Raw genomic sequence first — 18,257 nt, 5'->3', positions numbered from 1 at the left:
TTGATCAGACCGAAGTGAATGTTGAGACCGTGCCCGAAGAACAGCGCGTCACCGGGCTTGAGGTTGGGCTCGATGTCGTTCTTGAAGATGTCCGCCTGCGCGGTGTCGGGCGCCAACAGCATGATGACGTCGGCCCACTTGGCCACCTCGGCGGGCGTGTCGACCTCCAGGCCCTGCTCCTCCACCTTGGCCCGCGACTTCGAACCCTCCTTGAGCCCGACGCGAACCTGCACACCCGAGTCGCGCAGGCTCAGCGAATGCGCGTGCCCCTGGCTGCCGTACCCGATGACGCCGACCTTGCGGCCCTGGATGATCGACAGGTCTGCGTCGTCGTCGTAGAACATTTCTAGTGCCACTGTTTCAATATCTCCTTGTGTGTTACTTGGCCGTGGCGATGCCGCGCGGACCGCGGGACAACGACACCACTCCCGATTGGACTATCTCGCGGATGCCGAACGGTTCCAGCACCCGCAGCAGCGCCTCGATCTTGCCGCGGTCACCGGTAGCCTCGATCGTCAGCGCCTCGGTCGATACGTCAATCACCTTGGCGCGGAACAGGTTCACCGCCTCGATCACCTGACTGCGGCTGCCCGCGTCGGCGCGCACCTTGATCAGCGCCAACTCCCGGGACACCGCGGCCCCGTCGTCGAGCTCGACGATCTTGATGACGTTGATCAGCTTGTTGAGCTGCTTGGTGATCTGCTCGAGCGGGGTCTCCTCCGCGCTGACCACAATCGTCATGCGCGACATGTCCTTTTGCTCGGTGGCCCCGACGGCCAGCGACTCGATGTTGAAACCGCGCCGGGAGAACAGCGCCGCCACGCGGGCGAGCACACCGGGCTTGTCCTCCACCAACACCGACAGCGTGTGCGTGTGCATCAGGCGTGCCCTTCGCTCTCGTCGTCGAAGAGCGGGCGAATGCCGCGGGCGGCCTGGATCTCGTCGTTGCTGGTGCCCGCGGCGACCATCGGCCACACCTGCGCGTCGGCGCCGACGATGAAGTCGATCACCACGGGACGGTCGGTGATCGCCCGGGCCGCGTTGATCACGTCCTCGACGTCTTCCTCACGCTCGCAACGCAATCCGACACAGCCCAGCGCCTCCGCGAGCTTCACGAAGTCGGGGATGCGATGCGAGTGCGTGGCCAGGTCCGTCTGCGAATACCGCTCCTCGTAGAACAGCGTCTGCCACTGACGCACCATGCCCAGGTTGCCGTTGTTGATCAGCGCCACCTTGATCGGCACGCCTTCGATGGCGCAGGTGGCCAGCTCCTGGTTGGTCATCTGGAAGCAGCCGTCGCCGTCGATGGCCCACACCTCGGCCTCCGGGCGAGCCATCTTGGCCCCCATGGCGGCCGGTATGGCGAACCCCATGGTGCCCAGCCCACCGGAGTTGATCCAGGTGCGCGGTTTCTCATACGAGATGAACTGCGCGGCCCACATTTGGTGCTGGCCCACCCCGGCGACGTACACCGCGTCGGGCCCGGCGATCTGGCCGAGCTTCTCGATGACGTATTCCGGGCCGAGACTGCCGTCGCTTTGCGGGTCGTAGCTCAGCGGGTAGGTGGACTGAACGCTGTCCAGATAGGCCCACCACTCCGTCATGTCGACGCTGCCGGGGATGTCGTAGTGCCGCAGCATCGCGATCAGGTCGGTGATGACCGCTTGGACGTCGCCGACGATCGGCACGTCGGCGTGGCGGTTCTTGCCGATCTCGGCCGGGTCGATGTCGGCGTGAATGACTTTCGCCTCGGGCGCGAAGGTGTCGAGCTTCCCGGTCACCCGGTCGTCGAAGCGTGTGCCCAGGGCGATCAGCAGGTCGCTGCGCTGCAGCGCCGCCACCGCGGCGACGGTGCCGTGCATACCGGGCATGCCCATGTGCTGGCGGTGGCTGTCGGGGAACGCCCCGCGCGCCATCAGGGTGGTGACCACCGGGATGCCGGTCAGCTCGGCCAGCTCGCGCAGCTGCTCGGTCGCCTCCCCGCGGATGACGCCACCACCGACGTAGAGGACCGGCTTGCGGGCGTCGGCGATCAGCTTGGCGGCCTCGCGGATCTGCCGGTTGTGCGGCTTGGTGTTCGGCTTGTAGCCGGGCAGGTCCATGCGCGGCGGCCAACTGAACGTGCACTGCCCCTGCAGCACGTCTTTGGGGATGTCGACCAGCACCGCGCCGGGGCGGCCGGAGGACGCGATGTGGAACGCCTCGGCCATCACCTGCGGGATCTCGTCGCCGGAGCGGACCAGGAAGTTGTGCTTGGTGATCGGCATCGTGATGCCCGAGATGTCGGCTTCCTGGAAGGCGTCGGTGCCGATCAGCGTGCGACCGACCTGACCGGTGATGGCGACGACGGGCACCGAGTCCATTTGGGCGTCGGCCAGCGGCGTGACCAGGTTGGTGGCGCCGGGGCCCGACGTCGCCATGCACACCCCGACCTTGCCGGTGGCGTGGGCGTAGCCGCTCGCGGCGTGACCGGCGCCCTGCTCGTGCCGAACCAGCACGTGGCGAAGCTTTTTCGAGTCGAACAGCGGATCGTAAACCGGCAACACGGCGCCGCCGGGAATCCCGAAGATGACCTCGACGTCGAGCTCCTCCAGCGACCGGATCACCGACTGTGCGCCGGTAAGTTTCTCGGGCCCAACACGTTTCGGCTTCCGTGCGGGGGCGGCTGCCGGCGTTTCCGCCGCGTCCGTGGCGATGTCGGCGGCACGCTCCGGCTGGGTGGCGTGCTGCCTGGTGGGTGCGCTCACTGTCTTTCGTCCTTATTCACTCTGGGAGTCTCGCTGGGGGCAACAAAAAACCCCCGACAGCTCTTCTGCTGCACGAGGGTTGCGCGTTGGTCTGGATAGCTTCAAATGCCGAAGAGGCTAGTCAGGCACCAACGCGCCGACTAATTACTACGAGCATCCCGGGCTGTCCGGCGGTATCCATAACGTCCGACGGTAGCCTTCGCACAGCTCAGCAGTCAAATCCGCGCCCCGTGGCCCGCGCACAGATCCGGCCCCCCGCGACGGGTGAAATGATGGTCGGGTGGCTACCGGTTCGTCTTCCCACACACCCGTCGTGATCAAGGTGTCCCCGATCGCGCACCTGGCCGTCGGGTTCTTCACCCTCGGGCTGCTGATCCCGGTGATGCTCTGGCCGCCCTCGGCGCCACTGCTGGTGATCCCCGTGCTGCTGTCGGCGCTGATCGTCCGGTTGCGGACCGTCGCCGACGATCGAGGCGTGACGGTCCGCACGCTGCTGGGCAGCCAGACGGTGGACTGGGATGACATCGACGGGCTGCGCTTCCATCGGGGTTCCTGGGCACGCGCGCACCTCAAGAGCGGCGCGGAGGTGCGCCTGCCCGCGGTGACGTTCGCGACGCTGCCGCAGCTGACCGAGGCCAGCTCGGGACGGGTGCCTAACCCGTATCAGTGAGGGTCAGGCGATCGGGTTGACCCCGTTGAGCAGCACCCACACCGCGATGCCTGCGGCGATGCCGACCAGCAGCGCGACGAACGACCCGATGAAGGGCCGATGCGCCCAGCCCCGTCGCGCGTCGAGGCCGTAGCGGCCCGGCCCGCACAGGATCACCGCGACGGCCATCACGATCAGGCTGATCTGGTATTCGTGCCCGTCGGGCAGGAAGTACGTGAAGCTGTGCGGATGCGGCCGCGCGGTGATGGTGGCCAGCATGCCGTTGATCAGAAAGGCGAGCGCGCCGGCCGCGGCCACCGGGGTGAACAGACCGAGCACCAGAAGAACGCCCGCGACGAGCTCGCCGCCGGCGCTGACGTAGGCCAGGATGTCGGCGTGCTGGTAGCCGACGTCGGACAGTGAGTTCTTGAACCCGCCCACGCCGGAGCCGCCCCACCAGCCGGTCAGCTTCTGCAACCCGTGGGCGGCCAGCACGACACCGAGCCCGACCCGCAAGATCAGCAAACCCAGGTGCTGGGTTCCACGGCGGCCCACTTCGTGCAGCCGGCCGTGGTGTTCGTCCGCGTCGATCTCGGCGGGCTCGGCCGCTGCGTGCCGCGATGCCTGCGGCTGGACGTAGGGCAACGGCTCCTGTTGGTCGAGCACGTTGTACCCCGCCGCGCTGGACCCGCCGGCGTGGTCGCCCATGTAGGGGATGACGGTGGTGGTTCCGGTGGAGGGGTTGAAGTCGCCGGGGTAGCCGACGGGCGTCAGATCGTCTTCGGGGTCAACCACACGCGCCGTCGCGGGGCGACCTGGAGTTGGCTCCGGGGATTCGCCGGGCCGCTGCCAATGTCCGTCATTCGGTTGACTGGTCACGCGTGTCAGGGTAAGGGCATTTGCCGCCGAATTGGGGATTTGAGCGGCGCTTTCGCCAGGCAATCGGCGGTTTGCCCGCCGAACACGTCCAGATCGGCCTGAAAACGCCTTCCGCGGGGCGACGCAGGGCCCAATCCGGCCGCAAAACGGGGGCCAGGCGCCGCCCGTGGGCCGTTCCCGGGCGCGCTCGGATCGCGTCGCGCCGGGCGGGCAGCGCATGCGTGTGGCGGGGGCGGCCGCACTATCCGTAGCCTGTCGGTCATGCGATTAGGGCGCTCGGTTCGGTGCGGGTTCGCCGCGCTTTGCGCGGTGGTGCTCGTCGCGAGCGGCTGCGCACGATTCAACGACGCCCAGTCGCAGCCGTTCACCACCAACCCCGAACTCAAGCCCCAACCCAGTTCGACGCCTCCCCCACCGCCGCCGCTGCCGCCCACGCCGTTTCCCAAGGCGTGCCCGGCTCCTGGCGTAATGCAGGGCTGCCTGGAGAGCACCAGCGGACTGATCATGGGTCCCGACAGCAAAACCGCGCTGGTCGCCGAGCGCACCACCGGCGCGGTCAAGGAGATCTCGGTGAGCGCCGAGCCGAAGGTGAAGATGGTCATCCCGGTCGACCCCTCCGGGGACGGCGGGCTGATGGACATCGTGCTGTCGCCGACCTACACGCAAGACCGGCTCATGTACGCCTACGTCAGCACGCCTACCGACAATCGGGTGATCCGGGTGGCCGACGGCGACATCCCGAAAGACATCCTGACCGGGATCCCCAAGGGCGCCACCGGGAACACCGGCGCGCTGATCTTCACCAGCCCCACCACGCTGGTCGTGATGACCGGCGATGCGGGTAACCCCGCGGCGGCGGCGGATCCTAAATCGCTGGCCGGCAAGGTGCTTCGCATCGAGCAGCCGACCACCATCGGTCAGGCCCCGCCGACGACGGCGCTGTCGGGCGTCGGCGCCGGCGGCGGCCTGTGCATCGACCCCGTCGACGGCTCGCTCTACGTCGCCGACCGCACGCCGACGGCGGATCGGTTGCAGCGCATCACCAAGACCTCCGAAGTCTCCACGGTGTGGACCTGGCCGGACAAGCCCGGCGTGGCCGGCTGCGCGGCAATGGACGGGACCGTGCTGGTCAACCTGATCAACACCAAGCTGACGGTCGCAGTGCGGCTGGCTCCCGCGACGGGTGCCGTCACCGGTGAACCCGACGTGGTCCGCAAGGACACCCACGCCCACGCGTGGGCGCTGCGGATGTCCCCGGACGGAAACGTTTGGGGCGCAACCGTCAACAAGACCGCCGGCGACGCCGAGAAGCTCGACGACGTGGTGTTCCCGCTGTTCCCGCAGGGCGGCGGTTTCCCGCGCAACAACGACGACAAGACCTGATTGGGGCCTGCCGGAGCACGCCACAGCAGCCACATCCCTACCGGGGGCGAACCACCACATGATTCGTGAATTCGATATCGCGGGTGATATCGCGTTCGAGACTCGGCTAATGATGGGCTGAAGTCTCGCCCGTCCCGCCGAGTTGCTCCTGGTGGGCCGGCTACCCCTGCCCGCAGGCCGCCAGCACCAGTTCGCGGACCCGAGCCGCGTCGGCCTGGCCCCGGGTGGCCTTCATCACCGCGCCGACGATCGCGCCGGCCGCGGCCACCTTGCCGCCCCGGATCTTCTCCGCCACATCGGGATTGGCGGCCAGCGCCTCGTCGACCGCGGCCTGGGTCACCGAGTCGTCGCGCACCAGCTCGAGGCCGCGGGCCGCCATCACCTGCCCGGGCTCGCCCTCGCCGGCCAGCACTCCCTCCACAACCTGGCGGGCCAGCTTGTTGGACAGCTTGCCCTCGTCCACGAGCGCGATCACCGCGGCGACCTGAGCCGGGGTGATGGTCAGCTCGTCCAGGCCGATGTTGGCCTCATTGGCCTTCTGCACCAAGAAGTTTCCCCACCAGGCGCGCGCCTGCTCGCTGGTGGCGCCGTGCTTGACCGTCTCGATCACCAAGTCGACGGCGCCGGCGTTGACCAGGTCGCGCATCACCTCGTCGGAAACGCCCCATTCATCCTGAATCCTCTTGCGGCTCAGCCACGGCAGCTCCGGGATCGTCTGGCGCAGCTGCTCGACCAATTCACGGCTGGGCGCCACGGGTTCGAGGTCGGGCTCGGGGAAATAGCGGTAGTCCTGGGCGGTCTCCTTGGCCCGGCCCGGGCTGGTGTACCCGGCCTCGTGAAAGTGCCTGGTCTCCTGGATGATCTGACCGCCGGACGCGAGGACGGCGGCCTGCCGCTGCATTTCGTAACGCACCGCCACCTCAACGCTTTTCAGCGAGTTGACGTTCTTGGTCTCGGTGCGGGTGCCGAACTCGACGGCACCCTTGGGCATCAGCGAAACGTTGGAGTCGCAACGCATCGACCCCTGGTCCATCCTGACATCGGATACGCCCAAGGCGCGCAACAGGTCTCGCAATGCCGTGACATAAGCCCGGGCGATCTGGGGGGCCCGGTCGCCGGCACCGACGATCGGCTTGGTGACGATCTCGATCAGCGGCACACCGGCCCGGTTGTAGTCGAGCAGCGAGGTCGTCGCGCCGTGGATGCGGCCGGTCTCGCTGCCCAGGTGGGTGAGCTTGCCGGTGTCCTCCTCCATGTGCGCGCGCTCGATCTCGACCCGCCAGGTGGTGCCGTCGTCCAGCGGCGCTTCCAGGTATCCGTTGATCGCGATCGGCTCGTCGTACTGGGAAATCTGGTAGTTCTTGGGCATGTCCGGGTAGAAGTAGTTCTTCCGGGCGAACCGGCACCAGGGCACGATCTCGCAGTTGAGGGCCAGCCCGATCCGGATCGCCGATTCCACCGCCGTGCGGTTGAGCACCGGCAGCGAGCCGGGCAGCCCGAGGCACACGGGGCATACCTGCGTGTTGGGCTCGGCGCCGAAGGCGGTGGAGCAGCCGCAGAACATCTTGGTGACGGTCGACAGCTCGACGTGCACCTCGAGGCCGAGTACCGGGTCGAAGCGCGCGAGGACCTCGTCGTAGTTCATGAGATCGGCGCTGGCAGCAACACTCATGCAGCCGATCCTAGTGGTGACCTCGAGCTCGGCGGAGCCGGGCGAAGAGGGTCACCACCGCCAACCGTAGTGGTGACCTCGAGCTCGGCGGAGCCGGGCGAAGAGGGTCAGCGCGGCGGAGCCGGGCGATCAGGGCCAGTGCGGGGACCGCGGCGCCGGGTACCGGTTGAGCTCCTCACCCCTGCCCGGGAACATGTCGGCCAGCACGGCCGCCATCTCGAGGTAACTTCGTCGGCTTTCCTTGCTCAGCCGGTCCAGTTCGATCTGGTTCCCGCCGTGTATGTGTCGATCGAACGGCAGCACCACCGTTGCGCCGACGCGCGCGGACAATCGCTCGAGCTCCTTGGCGGCCAGCAGTTCCACCTTGGCCGGCTCCACGTGGTTGATCGCCAATACCGTCGACTGCACCAGCCATTGATATGCGTTGTTGGCCAACCAATCCAAAGTGGTAGCGGTTTTCCGAATCGCGTCTATGGACGTGCTGGTCACCACGACCAGCGCCAGCGCCTCACGCAGGACGGCATCCATCACACCCGAATTGAGCGCCTTCGCGCAGTCCACCAGCACCACCGAATAGTGGTTGCGCAGGATCGAAAATGCCTTCACCGCGTCATGACGCTCGAGCCGCCAATCGGTGTGCGCGTAGTCGGGCAGTCCGAGCACTTCCAGGCCGAAGTTGTTCATGTAGGTATGTGCGCGTACGTCCGGGTAGCTCGTGACCGTGTCGTCGGCGAGCAGCTCGGCCATTCCCAGCGCGTTGGGCTTGCCGTGGCGATCCGCCAGGTCGCCGGCGTCCATGTCGACGGCGATGATCCGGTCGTTGCGCGCGTCGGCGAACGTCGACCCGAGCGCCTCCACCACCGCGGTCTTGCCGACGCCACCCTTGAGGTTGAGCACGGCGATGGGAAACGCCCCGCCCACCTCAGCGCGGATGCGGTTGCGCAAGTCCTCTTTGTACCGTGCGTCTTTGCCGGGGCCCAGATCGACGCCCGTCAGGCGATGGACCACTTCTCGCCAGCTGAACCGGGAGGAGCCGTCGCGCTCCTGCAGGTCGAGTCCGTCCAGCGCCGTCCCGCCCGGCAGTCGCGCGGGCCGCCGTACCGGGGGGACCCGTGATGCGGGCGCGGGCGGGGGTGGCCTGAACTGCGGCCCGCGGATGGCCGGATCCGAAGGATGGGGCTGAGGCATCGTGGCGGCCGCCGGATCGGCATCGACGCGCCAACCGGGCGGTCGCGGGCGACGGGCCGGCGGGCCCACCGGCCCCGCCGTCGCCGCGGGGTGCTGAACGACTCCGCGAATCGAACCGCGGTTGCTCACTTCGGAGGTATAACCGCCGGGAACCCGTCCGGAAACCACGAATTTGCGCAAACGGCCCGCAGCTGGCCGGTAGCCGGGCGAATTCAACCCCTGGCCAGGCCGAAGTCAGACCAGGGCCACCCGCCGTTTGCCGAAATGGCGGGGTTAGCCGAAGAAGGCGGCGGCGTCGTCGTACCGGCTTTCGGGCACCAGCTTGAGCTGGCGCACCGCGTCGGCCAGGGTCACCCGGCCGATGTCCTGCCCTCGCAACGACACCATCTGGCCGTACTCACCGGCGTGCGCGGCGTCGGCGGCGTTGACGCCGAACCGGGTGGCCAGCACCCGGTCGAAGGCCGTCGGCGTCCCGCCGCGCTGGACGTGGCCCAGCACGGTCACCCGGACGTCCTTGTTGATCCGCTTCTCCACCTCGGCACCTAGCTGGGCCGCGACACCGGTGAACTTCTCGTGGCCGAACTCGTCAAGCCCGCCCTCGCGCAGCGAGATTGAGCCCGGGATGGGTTTGGCTCCCTCGGCGACCACGCAGATGAAGTGCGAATCTCCGCGCTGGAAGCGGCGTTTGACCAACCGGCACACCTCCTCGACGTCGAAGGGCTGCTCGGGGATCAGTGTCATGTGCGCGCCCGAGGCCAGGCCGGCGTTCAGCGCGATCCAGCCCGCGTGCCGGCCCATCACCTCCACCAGCATCACCCGCTGGTGGGATTCGGCGGTGCTGTGCAGCCGGTCGATTGCGTCGGTGGCGACGGTGAGCGCGGTGTCGTGGCCGAAAGTGACGTCGGTGCAATCGATGTCGTTGTCGATGGTCTTCGGCACGCCGACGACGGGAACGTTCTCCTCGGACAGCCAGTGCGCGGCGGTCAGCGTGCCTTCACCGCCGATCGGGATGAGCACGTCGATGCCGTTGTCGTCCAGGGTCTGCTTGATCTGGTCCAGCCCGGCGCGCAGTTTGTCGGGGTGCACCCGGGCGGTCCCCAGCATCGTGCCGCCCTTGGCCAGCAGCCGGTCGTTGCGGTCGTCGTTCTGCAGTTGGATACGCCGGTTTTCCAGTAACCCGCGCCACCCGTCCTGAAAGCCGACCACCGACGAGCCGTAGCGGGCGTCGCAGGTGCGCACCACCGCCCGGATGACGGCGTTCAGCCCCGGACAGTCACCACCACCAGTGAGAACTCCGATCCGCATGCCTTCATCTTGCCTGGGGCGACGCCCCTATGGCGCGGGCAAGCGCAAAATCGCTCCGGACTCGGCGCTACAGGGTGGGTGCCGACGGTAGCGGGCCGCGGGCCACCTCGTACGCGGCGCCAACCCGGTAGAGGCGGTCGTCGGCCAGTGCCGGTGCCATGATCTGCAGCCCGACCGGCAGGCCGTCGTCCGGGGACAGCCCCGCAGGCACCGACATGCCGCAGTGGCCGGCCAGGTTCAGGGGCAGCGTGCACAGATCGAACAGGTACATCGCCAGCGGGTCGTCCACCTTCTCCCCCAGCGGGAAGGCGGTGGTCGGTGTCGCCGGCGACACCACCACGTCGACCGACTCGTAGGCGCGGTCCAGGTCGCGGGCGATCAGCGTGCGCACCTTCTGGGCCTGATTGTAATAGGCGTCGTAATAGCCGGCCGACAGCGCGTAGGTGCCGATCATGATGCGCCGCTTGACTTCCGGACCGAAACCGGCGGCCCGGGTCAGCGCCATCACCTCCTCGGCGCTGTGTGTCCCGTCGTCGCCGACGCGCAGCCCGTAGCGCATCGCGTCGAAGCGGGCCAGGTTGCTCGACACCTCCGACGGCAAGATCAGGTAGTAGGCGGCCAGCGCGTATTCGAAGTGCGGGCAGTCGACTTCGGTCACCTCGGCGCCCAGCTCGGTCAGCCGCCCGACGGCGGCCTCGAACGAAGCCAGCACCCCCGGCTGGTAGCCGTCGCCGCGCAGCTGCTTCACGACTCCGACCCGCACGCCCTTGAGGTCACCGGCCGCGCCGGCTTTGGCGGCCCCGACGACGTCGGGCACCGCCGCTTCGACGGACGTGGAGTCGCGGGTGTCGTGCCCGGCGATCACCTGGTGCAGCAGCGCGGTGTCCAGCACCGTGCGAGCGCACGGGCCGCCCTGGTCAAGCGACGACGCGCAGGCCACCAGCCCGTAGCGCGACACGGTGCCGTAGGTGGGCTTGACGCCGACCGTCGCGGTCAGCGCCGCCGGCTGCCGGATCGAGCCGCCGGTGTCGGACCCGATGGCCAGCGGAGCCTGGAACGCGGCCAGCGCCGCCGCGCTGCCTCCCCCGGAGCCACCGGGCACCCGGTCGAGGTCCCACGGGTTGCGGGTGGGGCCGTAGGCGGAGTTCTCCGTCGAGCTGCCCATCGCGAACTCGTCCATGTTGGTCTTGCCGAGGATCGGGATGCCCGCGGCACGCAACCGCGTGGTGAGGGTGGCGTCATAGGGGGAACGCCAGCCCTCGAGAATTTTGGAGCCGCAGGTGGTGGGCATGTCGATGGTGGTGAAGACGTCCTTGAGCGCCAGCGGCACCCCGGCCAGCGGTGAGGGCAGCCGCTCCCCCGCGGCCATCGCCTCGTCGACCTGCTTGTCGACGGCGGCCGCCGCGGCAAGCGCCTCGTCGGCGGCCACGTGCAGGAAGGCGCGGTAGCGGTCGTCGGTCGCCGCGATCTGGTCCAGGCACGCCTGGGTGACCTCGACCGACGACAACTCCTTGGCGGCGATCCGGGCCGCCAGGGTCGCGGCGTCGGACCGGACGATGTCGTTCACTCGCTGTCCCCCAGGATTTGCGGCACCGCGAAGCGGCCGTCGGCGGCCTCGGGCGCCTGGGCCAGCGCCTCCGACTGTGTCAGGCAGGGGGTCGGTTCGTCGGGGCGGGTGACGTTCACGTCCTTGAGCGGGTTGTCGGTCGCTTCGACGCCGGTGACGTCGACCGCCTGCACCTGGCTGACGTGGGTCAGGATGGCGTCGAGCTGGCCGGCGAAGCTGTCGAGCTCGCTATCGGTCAGCGCCAGCCGGGACAGCCGGGCCAGGTGCGCCACCTCGTCGCGGGAGATCTGAGACACGACAGGAAAGCCTAGTCGCGCGCGCGGGGCCGGGTTCAGGGCCGCCGGTTATCCGCAGAAATGCAGTGCACGCATCGCTGTGTAACAGTGTTGGCCGTGCCGTCGTATTTGTTGCGCATCGAGCTGGTCGACCGCCCGGGCAGCCTGGGCTCGCTGGCGGTCGCGCTCGGTTCGGTCGGCGCCGACATCCTGTCGCTCGACGTGGTCGAGCGCAGCTCGGGGTATGCGATCGACGACCTGGTGATCGAATTGCCGCCCGGGGCGATGCCGGACACGCTGATCACCGCCGCGGAATCGCTCAACGGTGTCCGGGTGGACAGCGTGCGGCCCCACACCGGGTTGCTGGAGGCCCATCGCGAGCTGGAACTGCTCGACCACGTCGCCGCGGCCGGCGACAACGCCTCCCGGCTGCAGGTCCTGGCCGACGAGGCGCCCCGGGTGCTGCGGGTCAGCTGGTGCACCGTGGTGCGCAGTGCCGGCGACGGGCTGGAGCGGCTGGCGTCCAGCCCGGGTGCGCCGGAGACGCGGGCGGATTCGGCCCCGTGGCTGCCCCTCGAGCGGGCGGTGACGCTGGACAGCGCGGGCGACTGGGTGCCGCAGGCGTGGCGCGACATGGACACCACGATGGTCGCGGCCCCGCTGGGTGATCCGCACACCGCGGTGGTGCTGGGCCGCCCGGGCCCGGAATTCCGGCCGTCGGAGGTGGCTCGCCTGGGCTACCTGGCCGGGATCGTGGCCACCCTGCTGCGCTAGCGCGCCGTGCCGGACAGCGCCGGCGAAGTCGAACCGGACAGCACCGCCGGGTCGTCGTCTTCCCACAGCAACAGCTGCCGAACCGCCGGACGCGGACCGTAGGGCCGCAGCATGGTGCTGGCCGGGCGCGGGCGCACCCGTTGCGGCCACCAGAACCAGCGCCCGAGAATCCTTGCGACAGAAGGCGTCATGAACGATCGCACGATCAGCGTGTCGAACAGCAAACCGATGCCGATCGTCGTCCCGATCTGACCGAGCACCTGGAAACCGCTGAAGACGAACGCACACATGGTCACCGCGAACACGATGCCGGCCGAGGTGACCACCGACCCGGAGCCCGCCATCGCTCGGATGATGCCGGTGTTCAAGCCGGCATGAATTTCCTCCTTGAACCGGGAGATCAACAGCAGGTTGTAGTCGGATCCCACCGCAAGAAGCAGGATGACCGCCAGCGCGAGCACCACCCAATACAGCTGAATGCCGAAGATGTACTGCCAGACCAGGACCGAGAGCCCGAACGAGGCACCCAGCGACAGAGCGACGGTGCCGACGATGACCAGGGCGGCGATCAGGCTGCGCGTGATGATCATCATGATCAGCAGGATCAAGCTCAGAGCGGCGAACGCGACGATCATCAGGTCGTACTTGGCCCCGTCCTGAATGTCCTTGTAGGTCGCGGCCGTCCCGCCGAGATAGATTCCCGCGTCCGCCATCGGCGTGCCCTTCAGCGCCTCGTGCGCAGCCTTGGCAATCGGGTCGATGTGCGAAATACCCTGGGGCGTAGCGGGATCGCCTTCGTGCGTGACGATCATGCGGGCGGCCTTACCGTCGGGCGAGAGGAACAATTTGAGCCCGCGCTTGAAGTCCGGGTTGTTGAACACCTCCGGCGGCAGGTAGAAGGTGTCGTCGTTCTTGGCCGCGTCGAAGGCCCGCCCCAGCGCCGTCGCGTTGTCGATCGCGGCCGCGGTCTGCGCGTAGATGCCGGACAGCGTGGCGTAATTGGCCAACGTCAGGTCGCGGTTGGTCTGCTGACTCTCGATCTGCGGCGGTATCAGCGCCACCAGTTTCGGCTGCAGGGCGTCGAGCTTATCGAGTGACGCCGTGAGGTTTTCGAACTTCTCGGTGAGCTGATCGATTCCGTCGAGCGCGTCGAACAGCGATCTGAACGCGAAGCAGATGGGGATGTCGTAGCAGTGCCGCTCCCAGTAGAAGTAGCTGCGAACCGGCCTGAAGAAGTCGTCGAAATACGCGATCTTGTCGCGCAGGTCCTGGATCGTGCCGAGCGTGTCGTGGAAGCTCTGGGTCTCGTCGTGGGTGGTGCCGGCGAGCTGCTGCTGCAACACGTATTGCTGCTTCAAGATGTTGATGGTCTTGTTCAGCTCGTTGGCCTGCTTGAGGGCATCGTTGGCCCGATCCTGTTGATAGGTCAGGTTTTCCTGCTGCGCCGCGCTGGAATTGCTGACCACGAACGCCAGCGAGCTGTGGACCAGCGGGGTGCCCAGTGGACGGGTGATGGTCTGCACCTGCGCGACGCCGGGCACGTGGAATACCGCCTTGGCCACCTTGTCCAGCACGAGCATGCTCTCCGGGTTGCGCATGTCGTGATCGGTTTCGACCATGAGCAATTCGGGCTCCAGCCGGGCCCGGGAGAAATGCTTCTCGGCGGCGGTGTAGCCGACGTTGGCCGGCGCGCTGGCCGGCATGTAGGGACGGGTGTCATAGCTGGTCTTGTATCCGGGCAAGGCGATCAGGCCCACCAGGGCCAACGCGCAGGCCGCGGCGAGAACGGCCCCCGGCCAGCGGACGATGGCGGTGCCGATGCGCCGCCAGCCGCGGGTTCTGACCGCCCGCTTGGGGTCGAAGATGCCCACCCTGGCGCCCAGGGTGAGGATCGCGGGGCCCAAGGTCAGGGCGGCGAACAGCGCGACGAGGATACCCAGCGCGGCCGGAATGCCCAAACTCTGGAAGTAGGGCAGCCGGGTGAAGCTCAGACAGGCCACCGCGCCGGCCACCGTCAGACCCGAACCGAGCACGATGTGCGTCGTGCCGTGATACATGGTGTAGAAAGCCTTTTCGCGGTCCTCACCGGTTCCACGGGCTTCCTGGTAGCGGCCCACGAAGAATATCGCGTAGTCGGTGCCCGCGGCGATCACCAGAAGCGTCAACAGATTCGTCGCATACGTCGACAACCCGATGACGCCCGCGTTTCCGAGGAACGCGACAAGGCCTCGGGCGGCGGACATTTCGATCAGGACGGTGGCGAGCACCAGCAGCGTGGTGAGCACCGAGCGGTAGACGAAGAACAGCATCAAGGCGATCACGCCGATCGTGATCGCGGTGACCTTCGCGGTGCCCTTGCTCCCGACGTCGAACTGATCGGATATCAGCGGCGCCGCGCCGGTCACATAGGCCTTGACACCGGGCGGGGGCTTGATGCGCTCGACGATGTCGCGCAGCGCCCCGACGCCCTCGTTGGCCAGCGCCGAGCCCTGATTACCGGCCAGGTTCACCTGGACGTAAGCGGCCTTGCCGTCGCTGCTCTGCGATCCCGCCGCCGTCAGGGTGTCGCCCCAGTAGTCCTGGACGTGCTCGACGTGCTTCTTGTCCTGCGCGAGCCTGCGGATCATCTCGTCGTAGTAACGGTGCGCGTCCGCACCCAGCGGCTTGTCGCCCTCCAGCACGATCATCGCCGAGCTGTCGGTGTCGAATTCCCCGAACTTTTCGCCGATGCGCTTGATGGCTTTGAGCGACGGGGCGTCGGGCGAGTTCAGCGCCACATTGTGCGTCTTGCCAACCTCTTCCAGCTGCGGCACCGCGATATTGGTGATCGCGGCCAGCGCCACCCAGAACAGCAGGATGGGCAGTGCGAGCCGGCGGATGGTGCGCGGGACCCGCGCCCGCGGCGGTTCGTGGTCGCTCATCCCGATTTGTCCAGACAGAAGGTGTAGGCGTCGACTTTGTCAACGGTGCGTTGGTCTTTCACTTCCCCGTTGACGGTGATGCGGCAGCCGAGGCTGTCGCCGTTTCCCTGTGCGACGACATTGCCCAGGACCGCGGGCTCCGTGGTGGTGATCGTGAACGACCACGGCAGCGGGGCGTCCTTGACTTGCTGCGGTTGGGCGTTGACATCAAGGTAGTTGATGGTCGCGGTGGCGCCGGGCCTGCCGAAGACCTCGAGCACCACCCGCTTGGGGTTGAACGGCACGATTTCGTTGGCCAGGCCGCTGTTCGCCGAGGCGCTGCTGTCTGAGCCGAAGATGCCGTGCAGGCGATAGATGCCGAATCCCGCGAGCGTGACCACCAGCACCGCAACCAGTACCATCCACCCTCGTCTGACGAGGAATGCCACCGAATTCCCCTTCACCCGTTCACCTTTCGATTATCGGGCGACACGACCACCTCTCAAGCCAGAGGCGGCTGCCGGCGGGTCGGGCGTGCTCGACAGCTATGACAGTACGGTACGGGACCGTACTGCACAAGAGACGCGCGCGTACACATTCCGCTGGGCGGGTCAACGCCGGATTACCCGGTGGTTCTGGTCAAGCCGGGGATGAGGAACCCGTCCACGAGGGCCTGGACGGTGCGACGGGTGGGCGGCCGGCCGGGAATAATGGACCGGAAGATGAGATAACCGGGCAACAGATCCCACAGCTCGTCGGTGATGACGTCCTCGCTGATCTCACCGCGGTCGACGGCTTGGCGCAGCACGTGCTGAATCAACGCCTTGCGCTGCTTGAGGAATTGCTCCTGCAGAGCGTCGTTGAGCGCCGGGTGCCGCGAAACTTCGACCATCACCGCGCGGATGGTGCTGGCATGCTCGGAGCCGTGCCGACCACACGTCTCCCCCAAACTCAGCAGGTCGCCGCGCAGGGTGCCGGTGTTGGGCGCGACGGCGACCACGCGGACGCCCTCGGTGAAGGCGGCCAAGACCAATTCGGCCTTGGACGGCCAGCGCCGATACACCGTGGCCTTGCTCGCGTGGGCGGCGGCGGCGACCGCGTCGACCGTCAGCTGGTCATAGCCGTGCTCCTGCAGCAACCGCAGCGTGACCGCCAGTATCTCGGCCTCGCGTGGAGACCACGGTGATTCCTGCGTGAACCGGTCCGCCGTCTGGGTCATAGCGCCCACCATAGGACTGCCGGGGCGATGCGGGGTAATTTATGGCCGGATGGCCGTGAGGGCCCGTTCGATGTCGGCGACCAAGTCGTCGGTGTCTTCGATGCCCAGCGAGATGCGCGCGAATCCGTCGTCGACGGCGTCGCCCCAGCGTGCCCGGCGATCCACCGACGTGTGCAGGCCGCCAAAGCTGGTGGCCGCGACGAGCAGCTCGCTGCGCTCGACGAGGGCGTGTACCGCTGCGGCGTCGGCCAATTCGACCGAGACCAGAGAGCCGAACCGGCGCATCTGCGCCATGGCCACGCGATGGGAGGGGTCATGCGCCAACCCCGGGTAACGCACCACCCGGGCCGCCGGGTGGCGGGCCAACATCGTCGCCACGGCCCGGGCGTTCTGGCATTGCCGCTCGAAACGCAATCCGGCGCTGGCCAGACTGCGCAACAGCAGCCACGCCTCGAACCCGCCGAGGATCGCGCCGGCGAGCAAGCGTTGGCGTTCCACGGCGGCGGCCAACTCGGGGTCGTCGGTGGCCACGTAACCGGCCAGCAGGTCACTGTGACCGGACAGCGCCTTGGTGGCACTGGCCACCACCGCGTCGGCGCCCAGTGACAGCGGCCGCTGACCCAGGGGCGTGGCGGCCGTGTTGTCCACGATCAGCCGCGCGCCGCGGCCACGGCAGATGGTGGCCAACCGGTGCAGATCAACGACATCCAACGCCGGGTTGGTGGGGGTTTCGGTCAGCACGACATCGGCGCCCGCCGCGGCGTCGTAAATACGCGGGCTCGACGCCTCGATGACGGTCACCCCCGCCGTCGCCAAGTCTTCCCGGGCCCAACGACGGACTTGGTAGTAGCCGTCGGCGGGCACCACCAGAACCGATCCCGGCGGCGCGAGCACCCGGAGCACGGCGTTGATGGCGGCCATGCCCGAACCGAACACCAGCGCACCGCCCGCTCCCTCCAGCTCGGCGAGCGCCGACTCCAGTTGTCGCCACGTGGGATTGGAGCCGCGGCCATAGGTGTCCGCGGCGTCGGTCTCGTCGCTGCTCAGGTGGTAGACGGCGGCGAGCACCGCCTGCGGCGCCACCGGGTGTCCCGAAATCGCCTCCGGGCCAACGGCTTTGAGACTGCGGGTGGAATCGCCGTAGCGACCGGTCATCGGCCTAGCCCGCCGGAGCTTCCGGCGGACCCTCGGCCAACAGTTTCCGGAACCCGTCCTCGTCGAGGACCGGCACGCCGAGTTCCACCGCCTTGTCGTACTTCGAACCCGGTGCGTCGCCGGCGACGACGTAGTCGGTCTTTTTCGACACCGACCCCGCCGCCTTTCCGCCGCGGGCGATGATCGCCTCTTTGGCGTCGTCGCGCGAAAACCCGGTCAGCGAGCCGGTGACGACGACGGTCAGCCCTTCCAGGGTGCGGGGCACGTTCTCATCGCGCTCGTCGGCCATCCGCACCCCGGCGGCCCGCCACTTGTCGACGATCGCGCGATGCCAGTCGACGGTGAACCATTCGGTGAGCGCGGCGGCGATCGTCGGCCCGACGGCCGCGCGCGCACTGGCCACCGAGTTCGGCAGCCTGGACGCGATCATGTCGGCGTCGACCGAGCGGTTGGCCGCGGTCGAGGGTGTCGGGCCGACGATCGCCGCCGCGCTCACCGAATGGTTCACCGTCGACTGGCATCGCGCGATCGTCGACAAGTGGCG

Annotated in this window: 17 protein-coding genes and 1 pseudogene; 4 read left to right on the top strand and 14 right to left on the bottom strand. The window is 68.0% G+C overall.

What is annotated here, in order from left to right:
- The 3 genes from A9X03_RS24370 to A9X03_RS24360 form a co-directional block, all read right to left on the bottom strand.
- The coding region (locus A9X03_RS24370) for an NAD(P)-dependent oxidoreductase (RefSeq protein ID WP_197508551.1) at positions 1-344 on the bottom strand (344 nt) is incomplete at its 3' end.
- A 34-nt stretch (positions 345-378) separates the two neighbouring features.
- A complete protein-coding gene (gene ilvN / locus A9X03_RS24365) occupies positions 379-879 on the bottom strand; it encodes an acetolactate synthase small subunit (protein ID WP_067758323.1) in 501 nt (166 codons plus the stop codon).
- On the bottom strand, positions 879-2,696 hold the full coding sequence (locus A9X03_RS24360) for an acetolactate synthase large subunit (protein WP_369828507.1): 1,818 nt from the start codon (positions 2,694-2,696) through the stop codon (positions 879-881). The genes ilvN and A9X03_RS24360 overlap by 1 nt, the downstream gene beginning before the upstream one ends.
- 364 nt (positions 2,697-3,060) lie before the next feature.
- Here A9X03_RS24360 and A9X03_RS24355 point away from each other — a divergent pair, with 364 nt between their 5' ends.
- On the top strand, positions 3,061-3,417 hold the full coding sequence (locus A9X03_RS24355) for a PH domain-containing protein (RefSeq protein ID WP_067758317.1): 357 nt from the start codon (positions 3,061-3,063) through the stop codon (positions 3,415-3,417).
- 3 nt (positions 3,418-3,420) lie between these two features.
- Here A9X03_RS24355 and A9X03_RS24350 read toward each other — a convergent pair whose 3' ends face one another.
- A complete protein-coding gene (locus tag A9X03_RS24350; protein ID WP_067758314.1) occupies positions 3,421-4,275 on the bottom strand; it encodes a DoxX family protein in 855 nt (284 codons plus the stop codon).
- A gap of 261 nt (positions 4,276-4,536) precedes the next feature.
- Here A9X03_RS24350 and A9X03_RS24345 point away from each other — a divergent pair, with 261 nt between their 5' ends.
- Positions 4,537-5,658: a sorbosone dehydrogenase family protein gene (locus A9X03_RS24345; RefSeq protein WP_067758311.1), complete on the top strand. Its 1,122-nt coding sequence runs from the start codon at positions 4,537-4,539 to the stop codon at positions 5,656-5,658.
- A 160-nt stretch (positions 5,659-5,818) separates the two neighbouring features.
- On the opposite strand, the gene gatB is transcribed toward A9X03_RS24345, so the two are convergent.
- The 5 genes from gatB to gatC form a co-directional block, all read right to left on the bottom strand.
- A complete protein-coding gene (gatB, locus tag A9X03_RS24340) occupies positions 5,819-7,330 on the bottom strand; it encodes an Asp-tRNA(Asn)/Glu-tRNA(Gln) amidotransferase subunit GatB (RefSeq protein ID WP_068263392.1) in 1,512 nt (503 codons plus the stop codon).
- Between the two features lie 129 nt (positions 7,331-7,459).
- The gene (locus A9X03_RS24335) at positions 7,460-8,647 is read right to left on the bottom strand and encodes a MinD/ParA family protein (RefSeq protein ID WP_231975455.1); all 1,188 of its coding nucleotides are present in this window, start codon (positions 8,645-8,647) and stop codon (positions 7,460-7,462) included.
- 144 nt (positions 8,648-8,791) lie between these two features.
- Positions 8,792-9,823: an ATP-dependent 6-phosphofructokinase gene (locus tag A9X03_RS24330; protein ID WP_068263382.1), complete on the bottom strand. Its 1,032-nt coding sequence runs from the start codon at positions 9,821-9,823 to the stop codon at positions 8,792-8,794.
- A gap of 67 nt (positions 9,824-9,890) precedes the next feature.
- Positions 9,891-11,390, bottom strand: a complete 1,500-nt coding sequence (gene gatA, locus A9X03_RS24325) for an Asp-tRNA(Asn)/Glu-tRNA(Gln) amidotransferase subunit GatA (RefSeq protein ID WP_068263379.1) — start codon at positions 11,388-11,390, stop codon at positions 9,891-9,893.
- Positions 11,387-11,686 carry an Asp-tRNA(Asn)/Glu-tRNA(Gln) amidotransferase subunit GatC gene (gene gatC, locus A9X03_RS24320; RefSeq protein WP_067276513.1) on the bottom strand — a complete coding sequence of 100 codons (300 nt, stop codon included), beginning with the start codon at positions 11,684-11,686 and terminating at the stop codon, positions 11,387-11,389. The genes gatA and gatC overlap by 4 nt, the downstream gene beginning before the upstream one ends.
- Before the next feature lie 96 nt (positions 11,687-11,782).
- Between gatC and A9X03_RS24315 the strand changes: the two genes are divergently transcribed.
- Positions 11,783-12,439 carry an amino acid-binding protein gene (locus A9X03_RS24315; RefSeq protein ID WP_156670191.1) on the top strand — a complete coding sequence of 219 codons (657 nt, stop codon included), beginning with the start codon at positions 11,783-11,785 and terminating at the stop codon, positions 12,437-12,439.
- Here A9X03_RS24315 and A9X03_RS24310 read toward each other — a convergent pair.
- From A9X03_RS24310 to A9X03_RS24290, 5 genes and pseudogenes are all read right to left on the bottom strand, one after another.
- Positions 12,436-15,360 (bottom strand): RND family transporter, encoded by a 2,925-nt coding sequence (locus tag A9X03_RS24310; RefSeq protein WP_068263377.1) that lies wholly within the window; start codon positions 15,358-15,360, stop codon positions 12,436-12,438. The genes A9X03_RS24315 and A9X03_RS24310 overlap by 4 nt on opposite strands.
- On the bottom strand, positions 15,357-15,803 hold the full coding sequence (locus A9X03_RS24305) for an MmpS family transport accessory protein (protein ID WP_255396748.1): 447 nt from the start codon (positions 15,801-15,803) through the stop codon (positions 15,357-15,359). The genes A9X03_RS24310 and A9X03_RS24305 overlap by 4 nt, the downstream gene beginning before the upstream one ends.
- Positions 15,804-15,961: 158 nt before the next feature.
- Complete coding sequence (locus A9X03_RS24300) at positions 15,962-16,570, bottom strand: TetR/AcrR family transcriptional regulator (protein ID WP_156670190.1); 609 nt, start codon at positions 16,568-16,570, stop codon at positions 15,962-15,964.
- 27 nt (positions 16,571-16,597) lie between these two features.
- Positions 16,598-17,713: a cystathionine gamma-lyase gene (locus tag A9X03_RS24295; RefSeq protein ID WP_067758287.1), complete on the bottom strand. Its 1,116-nt coding sequence runs from the start codon at positions 17,711-17,713 to the stop codon at positions 16,598-16,600.
- A gap of 4 nt (positions 17,714-17,717) precedes the next feature.
- Positions 17,718-18,098: pseudogene (locus A9X03_RS24290) on the bottom strand (BRCT domain-containing protein); the annotation flags it as partial.
- Between the two features lie 43 nt (positions 18,099-18,141).
- On the opposite strand from A9X03_RS24290, the gene A9X03_RS24285 reads away from it, so the two are divergent.
- Positions 18,142-18,257: helix-hairpin-helix domain-containing protein (locus tag A9X03_RS24285; RefSeq protein ID WP_369831410.1), on the top strand; the 116-nt coding region annotated here is incomplete at its 3' end.

This window comes from Mycobacterium sp. E1715, assembly GCF_001667625.1.
GTDB lineage: Bacteria > Actinomycetota > Actinomycetes > Mycobacteriales > Mycobacteriaceae > Mycobacterium.
The sequence above is the reverse complement of the archived record's forward strand: the minus strand, read 5'-3'. Positions and strand labels throughout refer to the sequence as shown.